The sequence below is a fragment of the Streptosporangium sp. NPDC000509 genome (assembly GCF_042898365.1).
GTDB lineage: Bacteria > Actinomycetota > Actinomycetes > Streptosporangiales > Streptosporangiaceae > Streptosporangium.
On record NZ_JBIAYX010000005.1, the window covers coordinates 369,316 to 386,952 of the forward strand.

The 17,637-nt window shown below is 70.3% G+C and carries 14 protein-coding genes; 5 read left to right on the forward strand and 9 right to left on the reverse strand.

Going from position 1 to position 17,637, the window contains the following annotated elements; genetic code table 11:
- Positions 1-171: 171 nt before the first annotated feature.
- A complete protein-coding gene (locus ACFY3D_RS12505; RefSeq protein WP_389978367.1) occupies positions 172-627 on the reverse strand; it encodes a sterol carrier family protein in 456 nt (151 codons plus the stop codon).
- A 222-nt stretch (positions 628-849) separates the two neighbouring features.
- Between ACFY3D_RS12505 and ACFY3D_RS12510 the strand changes: the two genes are divergently transcribed.
- The gene (locus ACFY3D_RS12510; RefSeq protein WP_389978370.1) at positions 850-2,949 is read left to right on the forward strand and encodes a PhoX family protein; all 2,100 of its coding nucleotides are present in this window, start codon (positions 850-852) and stop codon (positions 2,947-2,949) included.
- Positions 2,950-3,031: 82 nt separating this feature from the next.
- Here the strand turns inward: ACFY3D_RS12510 and ACFY3D_RS12515 are convergent, their stop codons facing one another.
- Positions 3,032-4,468, reverse strand: coding sequence for an MFS transporter (locus ACFY3D_RS12515; protein WP_389978373.1), 1,437 nt, complete (start codon positions 4,466-4,468; stop codon positions 3,032-3,034).
- Positions 4,469-4,550: 82 nt separating this feature from the next.
- Here ACFY3D_RS12515 and ACFY3D_RS12520 point away from each other — a divergent pair, with 82 nt between their 5' ends.
- The gene (locus ACFY3D_RS12520; RefSeq protein WP_389779837.1) at positions 4,551-5,216 is read left to right on the forward strand and encodes a TetR/AcrR family transcriptional regulator; all 666 of its coding nucleotides are present in this window, start codon (positions 4,551-4,553) and stop codon (positions 5,214-5,216) included.
- Here the strand turns inward: ACFY3D_RS12520 and ACFY3D_RS12525 are convergent.
- Genes ACFY3D_RS12525 through ACFY3D_RS12535 form a run of 3 tightly spaced genes read right to left on the reverse strand, consistent with a single transcriptional unit; the run spans position 5,202 to position 9,504 of the window.
- The gene (locus ACFY3D_RS12525; protein ID WP_389978376.1) at positions 5,202-6,686 is read right to left on the reverse strand and encodes an MFS transporter; all 1,485 of its coding nucleotides are present in this window, start codon (positions 6,684-6,686) and stop codon (positions 5,202-5,204) included. The two genes, ACFY3D_RS12520 and ACFY3D_RS12525, sit on opposite strands and share 15 nt — an antisense overlap.
- A 43-nt stretch (positions 6,687-6,729) precedes the next feature.
- Complete coding sequence (locus ACFY3D_RS12530; RefSeq protein WP_389978379.1) at positions 6,730-7,398, reverse strand: Crp/Fnr family transcriptional regulator; 669 nt, start codon at positions 7,396-7,398, stop codon at positions 6,730-6,732.
- 57 nt (positions 7,399-7,455) lie between these two features.
- Positions 7,456-9,504 (reverse strand): adenylate/guanylate cyclase domain-containing protein, encoded by a 2,049-nt coding sequence (locus ACFY3D_RS12535; RefSeq protein ID WP_389978382.1) that lies wholly within the window; start codon positions 9,502-9,504, stop codon positions 7,456-7,458.
- Positions 9,505-9,747: 243 nt separating this feature from the next.
- On the opposite strand from ACFY3D_RS12535, the gene ACFY3D_RS12540 reads away from it, so the two are divergent.
- Positions 9,748-10,707, forward strand: coding sequence for a hypothetical protein (locus ACFY3D_RS12540; RefSeq protein WP_389978386.1), 960 nt, complete (start codon positions 9,748-9,750; stop codon positions 10,705-10,707).
- 400 nt (positions 10,708-11,107) lie between these two features.
- Here the strand turns inward: ACFY3D_RS12540 and purL are convergent, their stop codons facing one another.
- From purL to purS, 4 genes are all read right to left on the reverse strand, one after another.
- The gene (gene purL, locus ACFY3D_RS12545; RefSeq protein WP_389978389.1) at positions 11,108-13,363 is read right to left on the reverse strand and encodes a phosphoribosylformylglycinamidine synthase subunit PurL; all 2,256 of its coding nucleotides are present in this window, start codon (positions 13,361-13,363) and stop codon (positions 11,108-11,110) included.
- Positions 13,360-14,043 carry a phosphoribosylformylglycinamidine synthase subunit PurQ gene (purQ, locus tag ACFY3D_RS12550; RefSeq protein ID WP_362906940.1) on the reverse strand — a complete coding sequence of 228 codons (684 nt, stop codon included), beginning with the start codon at positions 14,041-14,043 and terminating at the stop codon, positions 13,360-13,362. Before purQ ends, purL begins: the two co-directional genes overlap by 4 nt.
- Before the next feature lie 261 nt (positions 14,044-14,304).
- Complete coding sequence (locus ACFY3D_RS12555; protein WP_350950146.1) at positions 14,305-14,772, reverse strand: ATP-binding protein; 468 nt, start codon at positions 14,770-14,772, stop codon at positions 14,305-14,307.
- A gap of 142 nt (positions 14,773-14,914) precedes the next feature.
- Positions 14,915-15,160: a phosphoribosylformylglycinamidine synthase subunit PurS gene (gene purS, locus ACFY3D_RS12560; protein ID WP_350950147.1), complete on the reverse strand. Its 246-nt coding sequence runs from the start codon at positions 15,158-15,160 to the stop codon at positions 14,915-14,917.
- 410 nt (positions 15,161-15,570) lie between these two features.
- On the opposite strand from purS, the gene pdhA reads away from it, so the two are divergent.
- Positions 15,571-16,662, forward strand: coding sequence for a pyruvate dehydrogenase (acetyl-transferring) E1 component subunit alpha (gene pdhA / locus ACFY3D_RS12565; protein WP_389978392.1), 1,092 nt, complete (start codon positions 15,571-15,573; stop codon positions 16,660-16,662).
- A complete protein-coding gene (locus ACFY3D_RS12570; RefSeq protein ID WP_350950149.1) occupies positions 16,659-17,636 on the forward strand; it encodes an alpha-ketoacid dehydrogenase subunit beta in 978 nt (325 codons plus the stop codon). The genes pdhA and ACFY3D_RS12570 overlap by 4 nt, the downstream gene beginning before the upstream one ends.
- The last annotated feature ends 1 nt before the right edge of the window (position 17,637 follow it).

Sequence of the window (17,637 nt, forward strand, 5' to 3'; positions counted from 1 at the left end):
ACGGGCGTACGTGGGGCACGTGACGCCCGGTGGAGATCAGGGGCATGCGGTGAGCACGTGCCGGTGGGACGGCGTACCCGGGGCCGCGCGGCGTGACCGAGCGTCACCGGGGCCACCGGTGGTGCCCGGCGCATCCGGGGGGTGTCGCAAAGGCGGGTGGCCGGACCGGGGTTACCGCAGGGGCAGGTGGCCGGACAGGTCGGCGCGGGCGCCGCTCGCCGCGATCTTTCCCGCCGCCGTCGCCTCCGACCAGGTCAGGCCGCCGGTGGCGAGTTCCAGCCAGGTGCGCGCGTCGGTCTCCACCACGTTGGGCGGGGTGCCCCGGGTGTGTCGAGGCCCCTCCACGCACTGCACCGCCGCGTAGGGCGGGACCCGGACCTCGACGGTCCTGCCGGGGGCCGCCGTCGCGAGCTCGTCCAGCAGGTGCCGTACGGCGAAACGGGTGATGTCCCGCTCCGGGCGGACCTCCCGGGCGAAGGCTCGCAGCACCACGCTCACGCAGGCGCCGAGCAGCGCCGCGAGCCCTCCCGGCCCGTCGTAGGGTGGTTCGTCGAGGGCGCTCAGCTGGGTGTCGAGAGCGGCGCGGACCTTGGCCGGGTCGGGTTTGTGAGGTGGCACGCTCTCCATGATGCCCGCCTGAGCCGTGCCCGCGGACGACTCCGGACCCACTCGCGCCTTCCGGACGGTGTCGGAACGGCCCGTACCGGCCACTCGTCCGGAGCGTGACGCTCACCTGAACAGCTCATTCGGACAGACGGTTCATTATCCCGGCAAACGTCGTTCACCTCAGGTTCGGTCGGCGCACGTAGCCTCCGGGCCGGAAGACCTCGCCCCTTTTTGGAGGACCCCGTGGCGAACACGTCACCGCGCCGACTGCTCCCCCTGCTCACGAGCCCGCACAAGGGGGGCCGCAGCGCGCTCACCTGCCGGTTCCGCTGCGGTGACCAGTGCGCCCACGATGTGGTGAACACCAGCGACAACACCTACTTCGGCGACGTGGTCGCCGAGGCGATGACCCGCAGGGGCATGCTGCGCGCCGGTGCCCTGGGCGCGGTCGTCGCCGGCGTCGGGCTCGGTACGGCGGCCCCCGCCCTCGCCGACCCGGACACGGATGTGAACGCGAAGACCCTCGGCGGAGGCCACGGTCCGGGCCACGGCCCTGGCCGGCAGGGCGGCCTCCGCTTCACCGCCATCGCGCCGAACACCGACGACAAGGTGACGGTCCCCTCGGGCTACCTGTCGGCGGCCGTGGTGCGCTGGGGCGACCCGGTTCTGCCCGGTGCCCCCGCGTTCGACTTCGAGAGGCAGACGGCCGCCGCGCAGGCCAAGCAGTTCGGCTACAACTGCGACTACGTCACCCTCTTCCCGATGGGGCAGCACCGGGGGCTGCTCTGGGTCAACCACGAGTACACCGACGAGAACCTCATGTTCCGCGGCTACACGGACGGCACCGCCGCGACGGAGGAGCAGATCAGGATCGCGCTGGCGGCGCACGGCGGTTCGGTGGTCGAGATCGAGCGGGTGAAGAACTCCGGCCAGTGGAAGCTGGTCACCAAGGGCGCTCGCCGTTACAACCGCCGCATCACCGTGCAGACCCCGATGAAGTTCACCGGCCCGGCGGCCGGAAGCGCCCTGCTGAAGACCGCGGCCGACCCCCGGGGCACCACGCCGATCGGCATGCTGAACAACTGCGCGGGCGGCACCACGCCGTGGGGCACGGTGCTCAGCGGCGAGGAGAACTTCAACCAGTACTTCGTCAACGGCAACGGCGTGCCCGAGGCGCAGAAGCCGTACCTCGCCCGGTACGGGGTGAGCACCACCGCGGGCATCCCGAGCGGCAACCGCAGGTTCGACCGGGTCGAGGAGCGCTTCGACCTGGCCAAGCACCCGAACGAGATCAACCGCACCGGCTGGATCGTGGAGATCGACCCGTTCGACCCCGACTCCGCCCCGATCAAGCGCACCGCCCTGGGCAGGATGGCCCACGAGGGCGCCACCACCTCCCTCGCCGCCGACGGCCGGGTGGTCGCCTACATGGGCGACGACTCCCGGTTCGAGTACGTCTACAAGTTCGTCTCCCGGCAGCGCTACATCCAGGGCTTCGACCGGCACAACCGGACCCTGCTGGACGACGGCACGCTGTACGTGGCGAAGTTCACCGGCGACAGCCCGGCCGCCGAGATCGACGGCACCGGCACGCTTCCCGCCGACGGGCAGTTCGACGGTTCGGGCGAGTGGATCCCGCTCGTCACCGGCAAGGTCTCGCACGTTCCCGGGATGACGGCCGAGGAAGTGCTCGTCTACACGCGTACGGCGGCCGACAAGGTCGGCGCGACGAAGATGGACCGTCCCGAGGACGTGGAGCGCAACCCCGTCACCGGCGGCGTCTACGTGGCCCTGACGAACAACACCAACCGGACCCCGGCCCAGGTGGACGAGGCCAACCCGCGTCCGGCCAACAAGCACGGCCACGTCCTGGAGATCGTCGAACGGCGCAACGACGCCGGGGCCACCACCTTCGCCTGGTCCCTGCCCCTGGTCTGCGGAGACCCGAACGACCCGGCGACCTACTTCGCGGGGTTCGACAAGACCAAGGTCTCGGCGATCTCCTGCCCCGACAACGTCGCCTTCGACGCGGACGGCAACCTCTGGATCTCCACCGACGGCAGCCAGCTCGGCGCCAACGACGGCCTGTTCGTCATGCCGGTCCGCGGTCCCGAGCGCGGCCACCTGAAGCAGTTCCTGAGCGTGCCCGTCGGCGCCGAGACCTGCGGCCCGCTGGTCAGCGAGGACCAGCGCAGCGTCTTCGTCGCCGTACAGCACCCCGGTGAGACCAACGGCGCCACCCCTGAGGCCCCCAGCAGCCGCTGGCCCGACGGCGGCACCTCCCAGCCCCGCCCGTCGGTCGTGGTCGCCTGGCACGCGAAGGGCGACAAGATCGGCTCCTGACCAGGCCACCGGCCCGCGCCCTTCGGGAGGGGCGCGGGCCGGTGCCGTTCCAGATGTGCGGTCCCGGTAGGCGGGAGCCTCCCTAGCCCACCGGTACGGCCGGACGCTCCTCGGCGGCCATGGGCGGGTTCGCGGTCCGGGAGGCCCGCAGGGAGAGCAGGCTGACCGGCACGCCCACCAGCACGATGGCCGCGGCGACGACCAGTGTGTACCGGTACGCGTCCAGGAAGGCGGTCAGCTGTCCCGCGCCCTCGGCCAGGAGCGAGGACTGCCGTGCGTTGAGGATCGCCCCCAGGACCGTGATCCCGAGCAGGCCGAAGACCTCGCGCGAGACGTTCAGCACCCCCGAGGCGACTCCCGTCCTGTCGGCGGGCAGCGCGCCGAGGATCGCCGTGGTGAGCGGCACCAGCATGCCGCCGCCCAGTCCGTAGACCAGGAACCACGGCAACAGGTCGCCGAACGACCCGTCCTCCCCGATGAACGAGATCCCGAACACCGACACGGCCATCAGCAGGAGCCCGGTCGCCACGGTCCGCGCGGTGCCCAGGACCCTGGCCAGCCTCGGGGCGAAGACGGCGGTGACGGCCATCGTCAGCGCCATCGGCACGAACGCGGCCCCGGCCTCGATCGGCGAGAAGCCCAGCGCGTTCTGCAGGTACAGCGCGGTGAAGAAATAGATCCCGAACACCCCGAAGGACCACAGGCCCATCGACAGCGTGCCCCCGCTGAACACCCGCGACCGGAACAGCGACAGGTCGATCATCGGCTCCCGGCTCCTGAGTTCGATCGTCACGAAGGCCAGCGCCGATACGGCGGCGACCCCGAAGGCGCCCAGGATCTCCGGCGAGGTCCATCCGGCACCCGCGCCCTCGATGAGCGCGTACGTCAGCGCGAACAGCGTCAGGCTCGATGTCACCAGGCCCGGGACGTCGAGGCCGCGCCGTACGGTCTCCTGCGGGGCCGTCCTGATCGCCCAGAGAGCGAGGCCGAGCGTCACGGCCCCGATCGGCACGTTGATCAGGTAGATCCAGCCCCAGTGCCAGCGTTCGCTGATCAACCCGCCGGTCAGCGGGCCGAGGGCGAGGGCCAGCGCGCCGATCGCGCTCCACAGGCCGACCGCCGTGGCGCGTTCCCTGCCGTCGGGGAAGGTCGAGGTGAGCAGTGCCAGCGCCGTGGGGGTGAGGAAGGCCGCCCCCACACCCTGCACCGCCCTGGTGGCGATCAACACGCCGCCGTCGGTGGCCATCCCGGCCGCGAACGACGCCACGGTGAACACGACGAGGCCGATCAGGAAGACGCGCCGCCGCCCGAAGACGTCGGCCAGGCGCCCGCCGACGAGCATCAGCCCGGCGAACACCAGGATGTAGCCGCTCACGACCCATTCCAGCCCGGAGATGCTCAGCCCGAGGTCACGCTGGATCGTCGGCAGCGCCACGTTCACCACGTTGTTGTCAAGATATGTCATGAAAGTGGCCAGTGAGATCGCTCCCAGCGCCCACCACCTGCGGGTGTCCGTCATTCCCCGTCCTCTACGTTGTACTTATACGTCGTACATGTACGGCGTACAGTTGAACCCGTACGGCGTATAGTTGTCAAGCGTGATGGGGAAACTGACCCGTGAAGCGGTCGTCGAGCAGGCGCTGGAGATCGGCGACGCCGAGGGACTGCCGGCGGTGACCATCCGGAGACTCGCCCAGGAGCTGGGCGTCACCCCGATGGCGCTCTACTGGCACTTCAAGAACAAGGAGCAGCTGACCGTCGGCATGGCGGACCACCTGATCGAGGACTTCGTGATCGAGGGGGGCTACACGGGCCCGTGGCAGGAAGGGCTCCGCGAGCTCGTCGCGGGCCTGGTCAGGGTGCTCCGGCGCCACCCGTGCGCGGCGGACGTGCTGGACGCGGTGGACCACACGGAGGTGCCCACCTTCCTGGAGGTCTGGGACACGACCCTCGGTCTCGCCAAGCGCGGCGGGTTCTCCCCCGAGGAGAGCTGCATGATCTCCCAGTATCTGCTCAGCGGAGCGATCGCGCTGGCGGCGGGGCCGGGGCGGCATTCCCCTCCCGGGGTCTCCGAGCAGGAGGCGGCCGAGCGGATGCGCCTCAAGCGGCTCAGGCTCCAGTCGTTGCCGCCGGACGTCTACCCGCACATCGTGGAGATGGCCGTTCCCCTCTCCGAGGGCGGGGATCCCGACCTCTACGACACCTTCGGCGTCGACGTCCTCATCTCCGGCATCGAGCTGCTCTCCGCCCGTTCAGGAGGGCGCTGACCTCGCGCGTCCCGGGCGGCGGGGACGGGCGAGGGCGGCCGTGAGGGCACCGGTGAGCGCGACGGCGAACAGGACGGCGTAGGTCCGCTGGAAGCCGGTCATCAGGTGCTCGACGGCGACGGGGGAGAGGCGCGACAGCGTGCCCGCGTAGACCTGGCCGCGCAGCTCGGCACTGACCGAGCCGGTCAGGACGCTGAGCGTGAGGGCGACGCTCAGCACGATCCCGACGTTCATGATCATGAGTCGGAAGCCGTTCACCACGCCCAGACTCCCCGCGGGCAGGGCGGACATGACCTGGGTCGTGTTGCCGGTCATGAAGGTGCCGCTGCCGCAGCCGCACAGGAACAGGCCCACCGCGATGATCCAGTACGGCGTGGCGGGGGCGGTGTTCAGCAGCAGGACGCCCAGCCCGGTCGCGCTCAGCAGGGCGCCGCCCACCGAGAGCGCGTACGGCCTGATGCGGCGGCCGAGGGCGCCGGTGATCGGGGAGGCGAGGGCCATGCCGATCGGGACGGGAAGCACGCCCAGGGCCGCGGTGACGGCGTCGAGGCCCCTGGCGGCCTGGAAGTAGAGGGCGACCAGCAGGATCAGCGCGGAGCGCGCCAGCGCGTTGCAGAAGGAGGCGAGGTTGGCGAAGGCGAGCACGCGCTCGCCGAACAGCCCCACGTCGAGTACGGGATGCGAGGCCCGGCGCTCCACCACGACCAGCGCCGGCACCAGTACCGCCGCGATCGCCGCGCCGACGATCACCACGGGGCTCGACAGGCCGCGCGATCCCGCCTCGGACAGCGCGATCAGGGCCGCGGAGAGGGCGGCGAACACGATCAGGTTGCCGAGCGCGTCCACCGGCCGGCGCGCTTCCCGCGAGACGTGGCGGAGCGTGAACGCGCCCCAGACGAGGGCGATCAGCCCCGCGGGCACGTTCATCCAGAAGACCCACTGCCAGCCCGCGGTGTCGGCGATGAGGCCGCCGAGGGTGGGACCGGCGAGCTGGGCGACCGAGAGGGTGCCGATGTAGACGCCCATGCCCTGGCTGAGCCGGTCGGGCGGGAAGGCGTCGGTGATGATCACGGTGCCGTTGGCGAGGATCATCGCGGCACCGATCGCCTGCACGACGCGCATCGCGATCAGGAACCAGATGCCCGGCGACAGCCCGGCCAGCAGTGATCCCACGGTGAACAGGACGAACCCCGCGAGGTAGATCTCCCGGCGCCCGAGCAGGTCGGCCACCCTGCCGAAGAACACCAGCGTCGCGGTGTTGACGAGCAGGAAGGCGAGCAGCACCCAGCCCGCGGAGAACGCGTCGGCGTGGAAGTGCCTGACCACGGTGGGAAGCGCCACGTTCAGGGTGCTGCCGGAGATGCCGATCAAGACCAGGCCGAGGCTGGTGACCGAGCAGACCCGCCATGCGTAGCGGAGCTTAGATGTGTATTCGGGGGATCCGGGTAGGTCTTGGGGGATTGCGACCATACCTACCAGTCTGACGCACGTTGTACCTCGCCCCTCGGGGCCATCAGCGGGCCCGTTTGCGCAGGCCCTCCATGTCGTGGATGATCACGCGGCGCCGGCCCGTCTCGATCAGCCCGCGATCGCGCAGGGAGCGCAGCGCCTTGCTCACCGCCTCGCGGGAGGCCCCGGTCCAGCCGGCGAGCTCGTCCTGGGAGAGGGGCAGCGCCACCAGCACCCCGCCGTTGTCCGGCTCGCCGTACCGCTCGGCCAGCTCCACCAGCCGGGTGGCCACCCGGCCCGTGGTGTCGAACGCGCCGTACTCGATGCGCTTGCGGTCGGAGTCGCGCATCTTGCCGATCACCATCCGCATCAGCAGTACGGCGACCCTCCCGTGGTCGCGCAGGTACGAGGAGAAGTCGCGGACCGTGATCCCCTCCACGGGTTCGAGGGCGGTGACCGTGGCGGACCTGGGCAGCCCGTCGATCGCCGCGAACTCGCCGAGCAGCGCACCGGGTCCTCGTACCGCGAGGACCACCTCACTGCCGACCGCGGTGTGCGAGGAGACCTTGACGCGGCCGGAGGTGAGAACGAGCACCCAGTCGCTCTCGTCGCCCTCGGTGCACAGCGTGTCACCCCTGTCCCAGCGCCGGGGCCTTCCGGCGGCGTACAGGGCCTTCACCTCGTCCTCCGTGAGCAACGTGATGAACTCGCCCGGTTCGGGGGAAGAAATCATGACCACCTCCTGGCGACTTCGATTGTGTGCGCGCCGCTCTCGCGGCGAAAGGTACTTTTACCTGAGATCGGACAGTACGTAGGCATGGACGGGTTGCGCCCTTCCCTTGAGGCTGAGCGGGCCCAGCGATCGGGTCTCGGCCCGGGAGCCGATCAGGTCGAGGGTGCTCTGGCCGATCACGACGCTGCCCGGCTCGGCGATCCCCTCAAGCCTGGCGGCCACGTTGACGCAGTCGCCCATCGCGTTGAAACCGCGCAACTCGGGGCTGCCGATGTTTCCGACGAGCGCCTCACCGGTGTTGATCCCAATTCTGAAGCGAGGATATCCGGGCATTCCCTCCGCGATCTCCTCGGCGGCCCGTTGCATCGCGAGGCCCGCCCGCACCGCGGCGAGGGCGTGGTCCTCCTGCCGGGCCGGGGCGTTGAACAGCGCGAGCAGCGCGTCACCCACGAACTGCACGATCGTGCCGCCGTTGCCGAGCACGATGGGCACGGCCGCGGTGTGGTAGCGGTTCAGCATCTCGACGATCTCGCCGGGCGCCACCCGCTCGGAGAAGCTCGTGAAGCCCTTCAGGTCGGCGAAGAGCGCGGTGAGCTCCACCAGCTCGCCACCGAGCGCCGCGGTCTGGGGGTCGGCGAGCAGCGACTGGGCCACGTCCGGTGACATGTACTGCCGGAAGAGGGTCTCCAGCTCGCTGTAGAGCCGGGCGTTCTCCAGGGAGATGGACATCTGGCCGGCGAGCGTGGCGGCGAGCGCCTCGTCCTGCGGGGTCCTGCCGATCGGCACCTCGATCGCCCCGGCGAGCCTGCCCTTCACCATCAGCGGGTGGACGACCTTCCCCTCCAGCCGGATCGGCCGGTCCTCGGGGAAGTCCCGCCGGCCGTACTCCGTGGAGTTCACGGTGACCCGGCCGTTGTCGACCAGCTTGATCCGCACGTCCCCGTACGCCTGCCGGACGCGGTCGAGACCCTGGGCGAGCATCTCCTTCTCCGGCAGGCCCACCCGGGCCTGCCTGCCGATGTCGGCCAGCGCCGCGAGCCGGTCGCTCAGCTCCCGCTCGTTGGCGAGCGCCTCACCCGCCCGGTCGAGCACCGCCGCCTGCGACTCGGTGAGCCCGAACTTGCCCGCCAGCCGGTCCGCGATCGGGACCCTGCTCTCCTCCCCGCGCCGCAGGTGGCCGACGAGCTCCTCCAGGGCGGCCTCGTAGTCGGCCCTGATCCTGCGGACCGTCGCCGACAGCGCCACCGAGTCGAACAGCCCCGCGCTGGTGCCCTCCCGCCGGAACTGCAGGTAGGCGCTGTAGGCGACGAAGACGAACGCGGTGGTCAGCAGCGCGTGCCACAGCCACCACGACAGGTGCCAGTTGCGGTGGGACAACCCCGCGACCAGCGCCTCGGCGAGGAGCGCGTACGCGGTGACCAGGCTGATCAGCACGACCGCCGGGCGCCTGCGGTGCAGCTGGAACATCATCGCCGACGCCGCCGCGAACAGGGCCACCCCGACCCACTCCAGCCCGCCCAGGCCCGTCCCCATGGGAGGCGAGCCGCTGAGCGGGGTGAGGTCCGGCACCAGGCAGGCCACCCCCCACCCGATGATCAGGGCGGCGAGTCCCCCGCGCAGCCACATCTGGTTCCTCAGCACGGCCTCGGCCGCCCGCTCGCCCAGGGGCAGCGCCGACGCGAACGCGAACACCGAGGCGACGAGAAGACCGACCGGATGGGAGAGGTCGAAGCCGTAGCTCGTGCCCTCCAGGATGATCCCCGGCGTGGTCAGCCCGTGCACCAGGAACGATCCCGCGCCGCTCAGGAAGACCAGGGAGACCAGCAGCAGGCGGGCGTCCGAGCGCCGGGCCGACGCCTCGCCGACCATGAGCCCCAGGACCAGGTTGATCCCGGCGATGGTGATGATCAGCCAGAAATGACTGGGGTTGTCCTGCAACACGATGTTCAGGTCGGGCTCGGCGAGCAGCAGCCAGAGCCCGAGCATCGGCAGCGCCAGATGCAGCGCCCACACCACGGTGCGGATCGGCTGGGTCGCCGGTGGAAGGTACGGTTCCCGCCGGGCGTGGTCTTCCGCGACCGCGTCTGCCGGGTTGATGGTCGGCACGGTGGCCTCCGCGTCTGGAGAACCCTGTCGGTTCCCTGTCTTTGTTCGTCCGCGCCCAGCGGGCGGGTTCCCCCGAACGGCCCGATTATCCCGTACGCGGCAGGTGTCGGCAGGCGAGTCGAACGGCAGGGTTTCGAGGCCTAAGCGTGATGTTTGACATGCCAACCCTTGGAACGCTTGAAACGTGTACTACGTGTACCTCTTCAATCACACCAGGCTCTGGTGTCGCAGAAAGGAAGCCCAGTGGCTATCAGGTTGCCGGGCGGACGCTCGCTCGCCGCCGTCACCGTTGGCGTGCTCGTAGGAACGCTGTTCACCGCGGGCGGCAGTGCCGTCGCCTCGTCGGCGGGCGCGGAGATTCACGCGTGCGTTCACAAGCAGACGCGCTACACCCGGATCGTCAACGCGACGGCCAAGTGCAGGACGACCGAGATCCGGATCAGGTGGGGGCAGCAGGGCGAGGCTCAGCAGCAGGGCATCGCCAGCGCCGGCCCGCAGGGCGAGCGCGGTCCGCAGGGCCTCAAGGGCGACGCCGGACCGCAGGGCCCGCAGGGTCCGCAGGGGCTGCGCGGTCTCCCCGGCAAGAACGGCGCCACCGGCCCGCAGGGCCCGAAGGGCGACACCGGGGCCCAGGGCCCGAAGGGTGAGGACGGCAAGGACGGCGCCACCGGCCCGCAGGGCCCGAAGGGTGAGGACGGCAAGGACGGCCTTCCGGGCAAGAACGGTGTGGACGGTAAGCCCGGTCTCCCCGGCAAGGACGGCAAGGACGGCCGGAACGGCTACAACGGTAAGGACGGTAAGGACGGTCTCCCCGGCAAGCCCGGTGCGGACGGTAAGCCTGGTCTTCCCGGTAAGGACGGTGCCGACGGCAAGGACGGTGCCAAGGGCGCTCAGGGTCCGGCCGGTCCGGCCGGTCCTGCGGGTCCCGCCGGTAAGGACGGCGCGGACGGCAAGGACGGTAAGGACGGCAAGGGCGCTGTCCCGACCATCAGCACCGTCAACGAATCCTTCAACTTCGGCGGTCAGGGCGGAAGCAAGAGCGTGAGCTGCGGCGCGGGCAAGGTCGTCACGGGTGGCGGCTTCAGCGGCAGCGGCAGCGGTTCGGGTCAGATCTACACGAGCGCGCCCAGCGGCAACGGCTGGACCGTGGCCGGCAAGAACACCAGCGGCACCGCCTACGCGCTCTGCATGAGCGCCTCCTGATCTCCGGCGGCACTCCACGGCACGTGAGAGATCCCGGACGGTCGTCAGGGCCTCTCACGTGCGGTGGGACGCGGACGGCCGCGCGATCCACCGTGTGATGCCACCGGTGGCGGTCACGGGAGGGGAATCCTCGTGCCCGGGCGCCGTCCTCGTGATCCGTCCGGTCGCCCGACCCGTTTTCACGGGAGCGCGACCCACGTGATCCGTCCGTCCTGTTTTCGCGGGAACGCGAAGGGCGGGCGGCGCGGTGGGGACTCACCGTCCTCACCGCGCCGTCTCCCGGTGCCGACCGTGTGATCCACATAGATCGGCCGGGCCCCTCACCGTCAACACGACGGTGAGGGGCCCGGCCTCCCAAAACCCCTGAGATTCCCGAGATGCTTGGAATCTCGTACGAGGATCAGCCGAAGATGCCCGGCAGGGTGGACGTGTGGGTCTCCCTGAGCTCGGCGACCGGGATCTCCAGGACGCCCTCCACCTTCAGCGCGTCGCCACCGGTGGTGCCCAGGCCGTAGCAGGGCACGTCGCGGGCCGCGCACAGCTGCGCGAAGGCGTCGAACGACTCCGGCGCGACGGTCACCAGCGCGCGGGCCGACGACTCGCTGAACAGGTCGACGAACGCGTCGTCGCCCGTCAAGGAGACCTCGCAGCCCACGCCCTGGGCGATGCACGCCTCGGCGAGGGCGATGGCGAGCCCGCCGTCCGACAGGTCGTGAGAACCGGTGAGCAACCCCTGTGAGGCGGCCTCCGTCAGGACGAGGGCGAGGTCGCGCTCCGACTCCAGCCGCGCCACGGGCGGCAGGCCGCCGAGGTGGCCGTGGGCCACGTGCGCCCACTCCGAGCCGCCGAACTCCTCCTCGGTCTCGCCGAGCAGGACGATCCTGTCGCCGTCGCCGGTGAAGCCGCTGCGAACCCGCGAGGCCACGTCGTCGATGACGCCCAGCACGCCGACGACCGGCGTCGGGTGGATCGGCACGGATCCCGTCTGGTTGTAGAACGAGACGTTGCCGCCGGTCACCGGGACGCCGAGGGTCTTGCAGGCGTCGGCGAGACCGCGCACGGCCTCGGAGAACTGCCACATGACCTCGGGGTCCTCGGGGGAGCCGAAGTTGAGGCAGTTCGTCACCGCGAGCGGCGTCGCGCCGGTCACGGCCACGTTCCGGTACGCCTCGGAGAGGGCGAGCTGTGCCCCCGCGTACGGGTCGAGGCGGGTGTAGCGGCCGTTGCCGTCGGTGGCGAGCGCGATGCCCCTGGTCGTCTCCTCGGCGCCGGGCATCGCCTCGCTGATGCGCAGCACGCCCGCGTCGGCGGGCTGGGCCAGCACGGTGTTGCCGCGGACGTACCGGTCGTACTGGGAGGTGACCCACTCCTTGGACGCGAGGTTCGGCGAGCCGAGGAGTTCGAGCAGCGTCGCGCGCAGGTCGGTGGGGCGGGCGAGACGGCCGGGGACGTCGCCGTTCAGCGCGACCTGGCCGGCGGGCTCGTGGAACGGCCGCTCGTAGACCGGACCCTCGTCGGCGGCGGTGCCCGGCGGGATGTCGACGATGGTCTCGCCGTGCCAGGTCATCACGAGACGGCTGGAGTCGGTGACCTCGCCGATCACGGTCGCGGGGATGTCCCACTTCGCGCAGATCGCCATGAAGGCATCGATGTCGTCGGGGGTGACGACCGCCATCATGCGCTCCTGCGACTCGCTCATCAGGATCTCCTCGGGCCGCAGCGAGGGATCGCGCAGCGGTACGAGGTCGAGCCTGACGTCCATGCCGCCGGTGCCCTTGGCCGCGAGCTCGGTGGTCGCGCAGGAGACGCCGGCGGCGCCGAGGTCCTGGATGCCGACGACCACGTCCGCCTGGTACAGCTCCAGGCAGCACTCGATCAGCAGCTTCTCCATGAAGGGGTCGCCGACCTGGACGCTGGGGCGCTTGGCCTGGGACTCGTCCTCGAACGTGGCCGAGGCGAGCACGGACGCGCCGCCGATGCCGTCGGGGCCGGTGAGGGCGCCGAACAGGACGACCTTGTTGCCGGGCCCCGGCGCCACCGCGAGCTTGATCTGGTCCTTGCGCAGCAGGCCGACGCACAGGGCGTTGACCAGCGGGTTGCCGATGTAGCAGGGGTCGAAGACGACCTCGCCGCCGATGTTGGGCAGGCCCAGGCAGTTGCCGTAGTGGCTGATGCCCTCGACCACGCCGGGCAGCACCCGGCGGGTGTCGTGGGCGTCGGCCGCGCCGAAACGGAGCGCGTCCATCACCGCGATCGGCCGGGCGCCCATCGACATGATGTCGCGGACGATGCCGCCGACACCGGTCGCCGCGCCCTGGTGAGGCTCGACATAGGACGGGTGGTTGTGCGACTCGATCTTGAAGGTGGCGGCCCAGCCGTCGCCGATGTCCACGACCCCGGCGTTCTCCCCCATCCCGACGAGCAGCGCCTCCGACGTGGGGGCCTTGGTGCCGAACTGGCGCAGGTGCACCTTGGACGACTTGTAGGAGCAGTGCTCGCTCCACATGACGCTGTAGATGGCGAGCTCGGAGCCGGTGGGCCGGCGGCCGAGGATCTGGCGGACCCGCTCGTACTCGTCGAGCTTCATGCCCAGCTCGGCGTACGGCTGGCGCTCGTCCGGGGTGTCCTCGGCCCGCTTGACGGTGTCGAGACTCATGCGTTCACCAGATTCTTCAGGATCGAGGAGAAGAAGCCGCGGCCGTCGATGCTCGGGGCGCCGGTGAGGTCCTCGACGGCGTGCTCGGGGTGCGGCATGAGCCCGACGATGTTTCCGGCCTCGTTGCGGATGCCCGCGATGTCGTTCAGGGAGCCGTTGGGGTTGCCGCCCGCGTACCTGAAGACGACCTGTCCGCCCGCCTCCAAGGCGCTCAGGGTCGCCTCGTCGGCGACGTAGCGGCCCTCGCCGTGCTTGATCGGCAGCACGATCTCCTGACCCTCGGTGAAGTCGGAGGTCCAGGGGGTGGCGGTGTTCTCGACCCGGATGCCCTGGTCGCGGCAGACGTAGTGCAGCCCGGCGTTGCGCATCAGCGCCCCGGGCAGCAGGTGGGCCTCGCAGAGGATCTGGAAGCCGTTGCAGGTGCCGAGCACCGGCAGCCCGGCCCTGGCGGCGGGGATCAGCTCCTCCATCAGCGGCGCGAACCTGGAGATGGCCCCGCAGCGCAGATAGTCTCCGTAGGAGAATCCGCCGGGCAGGAAGACCGCGTCGACTCCCTTGAGGTCGGGGTCGGCGTGCCACAGCGGGACGGCCTCACCGCCCGCGTGGCGCACGGCGCGAGCCGCGTCCTGATCGTCGAGAGTTCCGGGAAAAGTGACCACGCCCACGCGGGCAGCACTCATCGTGTTCCTTTCAGCGCGGAGACCCTGCCTTCGGCTTCAGCCGTGGGGGAAGAAGTCAAGACAGCGTTCCCCTCCACAAACGAGCACCGCGCCGGCGTCTCACACACTCGGACGTCGGTCCGCGGCGGTGCTTCCAGGTTATCCGCTCCCGGTGGGCGCTCAGCCGCGGAGTGTCCGATCGCACAGCTCAGCGGGCGGTGGCCGGGTTCGTACGGCCTCCTACGATCTTGTACGGCCTCGGGTGCGCGGCCGGGCGGGCCTTCAGACGGCGGCGAGCATCCGGTCGCGGAGGTAGGCGGCGTCGTGGTCCCAGTCGAGGTGCTTGCACAGGTGCACGACGGTCCCGCGGCCGGGAGTGATGTCGAAGGAGATCTCGTCGACCACGGCCTGCATGATCAGCAGGCCCCTGCCGTTCTCGGCGTCGGTCGGCGGGTAGTGCTCGGGCACCCGGACGAGGCCCTGGCCCCGGTCGATGATGCGGACGTCGCAGCGGCCGTGGCCGATGGTGGTCTCGACCTCGTAGCGGGTGGCCGGACCTCCGTGTCTCACGGCGTTGGCGCACGCCTCGGTCACCGCCAGCAGGATGTCGGAGACGCAGTCTTCCGTGACGCCGAGCGAGCGCAGGGAGTCGCCGAGCGCCCTGCGGACCATCGGTATACCGACGGCCTGTCGTGGCAGAGCCAGCGAGAACTCCATGTCCACCGGTTTCCTCCCGGGGTCAGACGTCACCTTGTGAAGGCTTCCCTGCAGAATCCGGGCTAACCGCAAAATAACCGTAATGTTATTGACTGGTGGTCAAGCCGTGGGATTGCTCCGCCCCTAAAGCCGGATATAACCGGATTTGTGCAGTCGATCTGCGTGGAGTGACGGCCTAGGACTCGACGGTGACGGTGTAGTCCTCGATCACCGTGTTGGCGAGGAGGGTCTCGGCCATTTTTCGGACGTCCGCAATTGCCGCCTCGTCGGCGGGCCCTTCGAGCTCCACCTCGAATCGCTTGCCCTGCCGTACCGCTGAGACACCCGCGAAGCCGAGCCGCGGCAGTGCACGGGCGATCGCCTGCCCCTGCGCGTCGAGAATCTCGGGCTTCAGCATGACGTCGACGATGACGCGCGCCACGGTGTTCCTCCTGGTTGAGACGGGGACGGTCCGGCGCCTCAAGAGTAACGGGCTCCGGCCGCGCTCCGGTGCGGGGGCCGGACCCAGGGATCCCGCGCGAGAGGTCACGGACGGTGAACGGTCGCGGATCTCGCGGATGAAGGGACCCGGTGGCGGGGGACACCCCTGGATCCCCGACGTGGCAGGCGATACGCCGGATCTCGCGTGGAGGTACGGGCGGGTGAAAAGGGACGCGCGGGGAACGGGGAGCATATGGACGTCGAGGCAGGTCTTGCGCACAGGTATGTGACCTCTGCCACGATGGCCACAAGCGCGGACGAACCACCACCAGAAGGGTCGAACGCGTCGCGAATCGGCCGGACGACGGTGGAGAACCCATCCAGACGGCCCCGAGCACACAGGAGTGGCACGTGACAGCCGACGCCTCTCGTGGTGCGGAAGCACCTCCGGAGCTCATCCAGCTGCTGACCCCCGAGGGAGAACGGGTCGAGCATCCCGACTACGACATAGATCTGACACCCGAGGAGATCCGCGGGCTCTACCGGGACCTGGTCCTGGTCCGCCGCGTCGACCTGGAGGCCGTCGCACTGCAACGCCAGGGCGAGCTGGGGCTCTGGGCCTCGTTGCTCGGGCAGGAGGCCGCGCAGATCGGCTCCGGCCGGGCGCTGACCGAGGCCGACATGGCCTTCCCGACCTACCGCGAGCACGGGGTGGCCTGGTGCAGGGGGGTCGACCCGGTCAACCTGCTCGGCCTGTTCCGCGGCGTCAACCACGGAGGCTGGGACCCCGCCGAGCACAACTTCCACCTCTACACCATCGTGATCGGCAGCCAGACCCTGCACGCGGTCGGCTACGCGATGGGCATCCAGCGCGACGGCGCCGAGGCCGCGAGCATCGTCTACTTCGGCGACGGCGCCACCTCCCAGGGGGACGTGAACGAGTCGTTCATCTGGGCGTCGGTGTTCAACGCGCCGGTGGTGTTCTTCTGCCAGAACAACCAGTGGGCGATCTCGGAACCGCTGGAGAAGCAGTCGCGCATCCCCCTGTACCGCAGGGCGAGCGGGTTCGGGTTCCCCGGCGTCCGTGTCGACGGCAACGACGTCCTCGCCTGCCTCGCCGTCACCCGCAAGGCGCTCGCCGACGCCAGGTCCGGGCAGGGGCCCATGCTGATCGAGGCCTTCACCTACCGGATGGGCGCCCACACCACCTCCGACGACCCGACCCGCTACCGGGTGGCCGCCGAACTGGAGGCGTGGAAGCTCAAGGACCCGATCGAGCGGGTCAGGGCCTACATGTTCAAGAACCAGTTCGCCGACCAGGAGTTCTTCGACGCGGTCGACGCCGAGGCCGACGAGCTGGGACGCGACGTCCGCAAACGCTGTCTCGAACTGCCCGACCCAGAACCGTCGGCCATCTTCGACCACGTCTACGCCGAGCGGCACCCCCTGATCGACGCCGAGCGTGCCGAGTTCGCCACCTACCTGGAGGGGTTCGAGGCATGAGCATTCTCACGATGGCCAAGGCGCTCAACGAGGGGATGCGCAAGGCCATGGAGGACGACCCCAAGGTCCTCGTGATGGGAGAGGACGTGGGCAAGCTCGGCGGGGTGTTCCGGGTGACGGACGGTCTGCAGAAGGACTTCGGCGAGCAGCGGGTCATCGACACCCCCCTGGCCGAGTCGGGCATCGTCGGGACGGCCATCGGCCTGGCGCTGCGCGGCTACCGCCCGGTCTGCGAGATCCAGTTCGACGGGTTCGTCTTCCCGGCGGCCGACCAGATCATCACGCAGCTCGCCAAGATGCCGCTGCGCTCGCTGGGCAAGCTGAGGCTGCCGGTCGTCGTACGGATTCCGTGCGGCGGGGGCATCGGCGCGGTGGAGCACCACAGCGAGTCGCCCGAGGCATACTTCACCCACACCGCGGGCCTGCGCGTCGTGGCCTGCTCCAACCCGGCCGACGCCTACACCATGATCCAGCAGGCGATCCGCTGCGACGATCCGGTGATCTTCTTCGAGCCCAAGCGGCGCTACTGGGAGAAGGCCGAGGTGGACGTCGACTCCTCCGGCTGGCCGCCCTTCGACGAGGCCAGGGTGGCGCGGCCGGGGACGGACCTCACCCTGCTCGCGTACGGGCCGATGGTGAAGACCTGTCTGGAGGCCGCGAAGGCGGCCGAAGAGGACGGCCGCTCCCTGGAGGTCGTCGACCTGCGCTCGCTCAACCCGCTCGACATCGCGAAGGTCACGGAGTCGGTGCGCGCGACCGGGCGCTGCGTCGTGGTGCACGAGGCGCCCGTCTTCAACGGCTTCGGCGCCGAGGTCGCCGCCCGCGTCACCGAGGAGTGCTTCTACCACCTGGAGGCGCCGGTCCTGAGGGTCGGCGGACCCTCCACCCCCTACCCGCCCTCGCGGCTCGAGGACCACTACCTGCCCGACCTGGACCGGGTCCTGCACGCCGTCGACCGCGCGTTCGCGTTCTGAG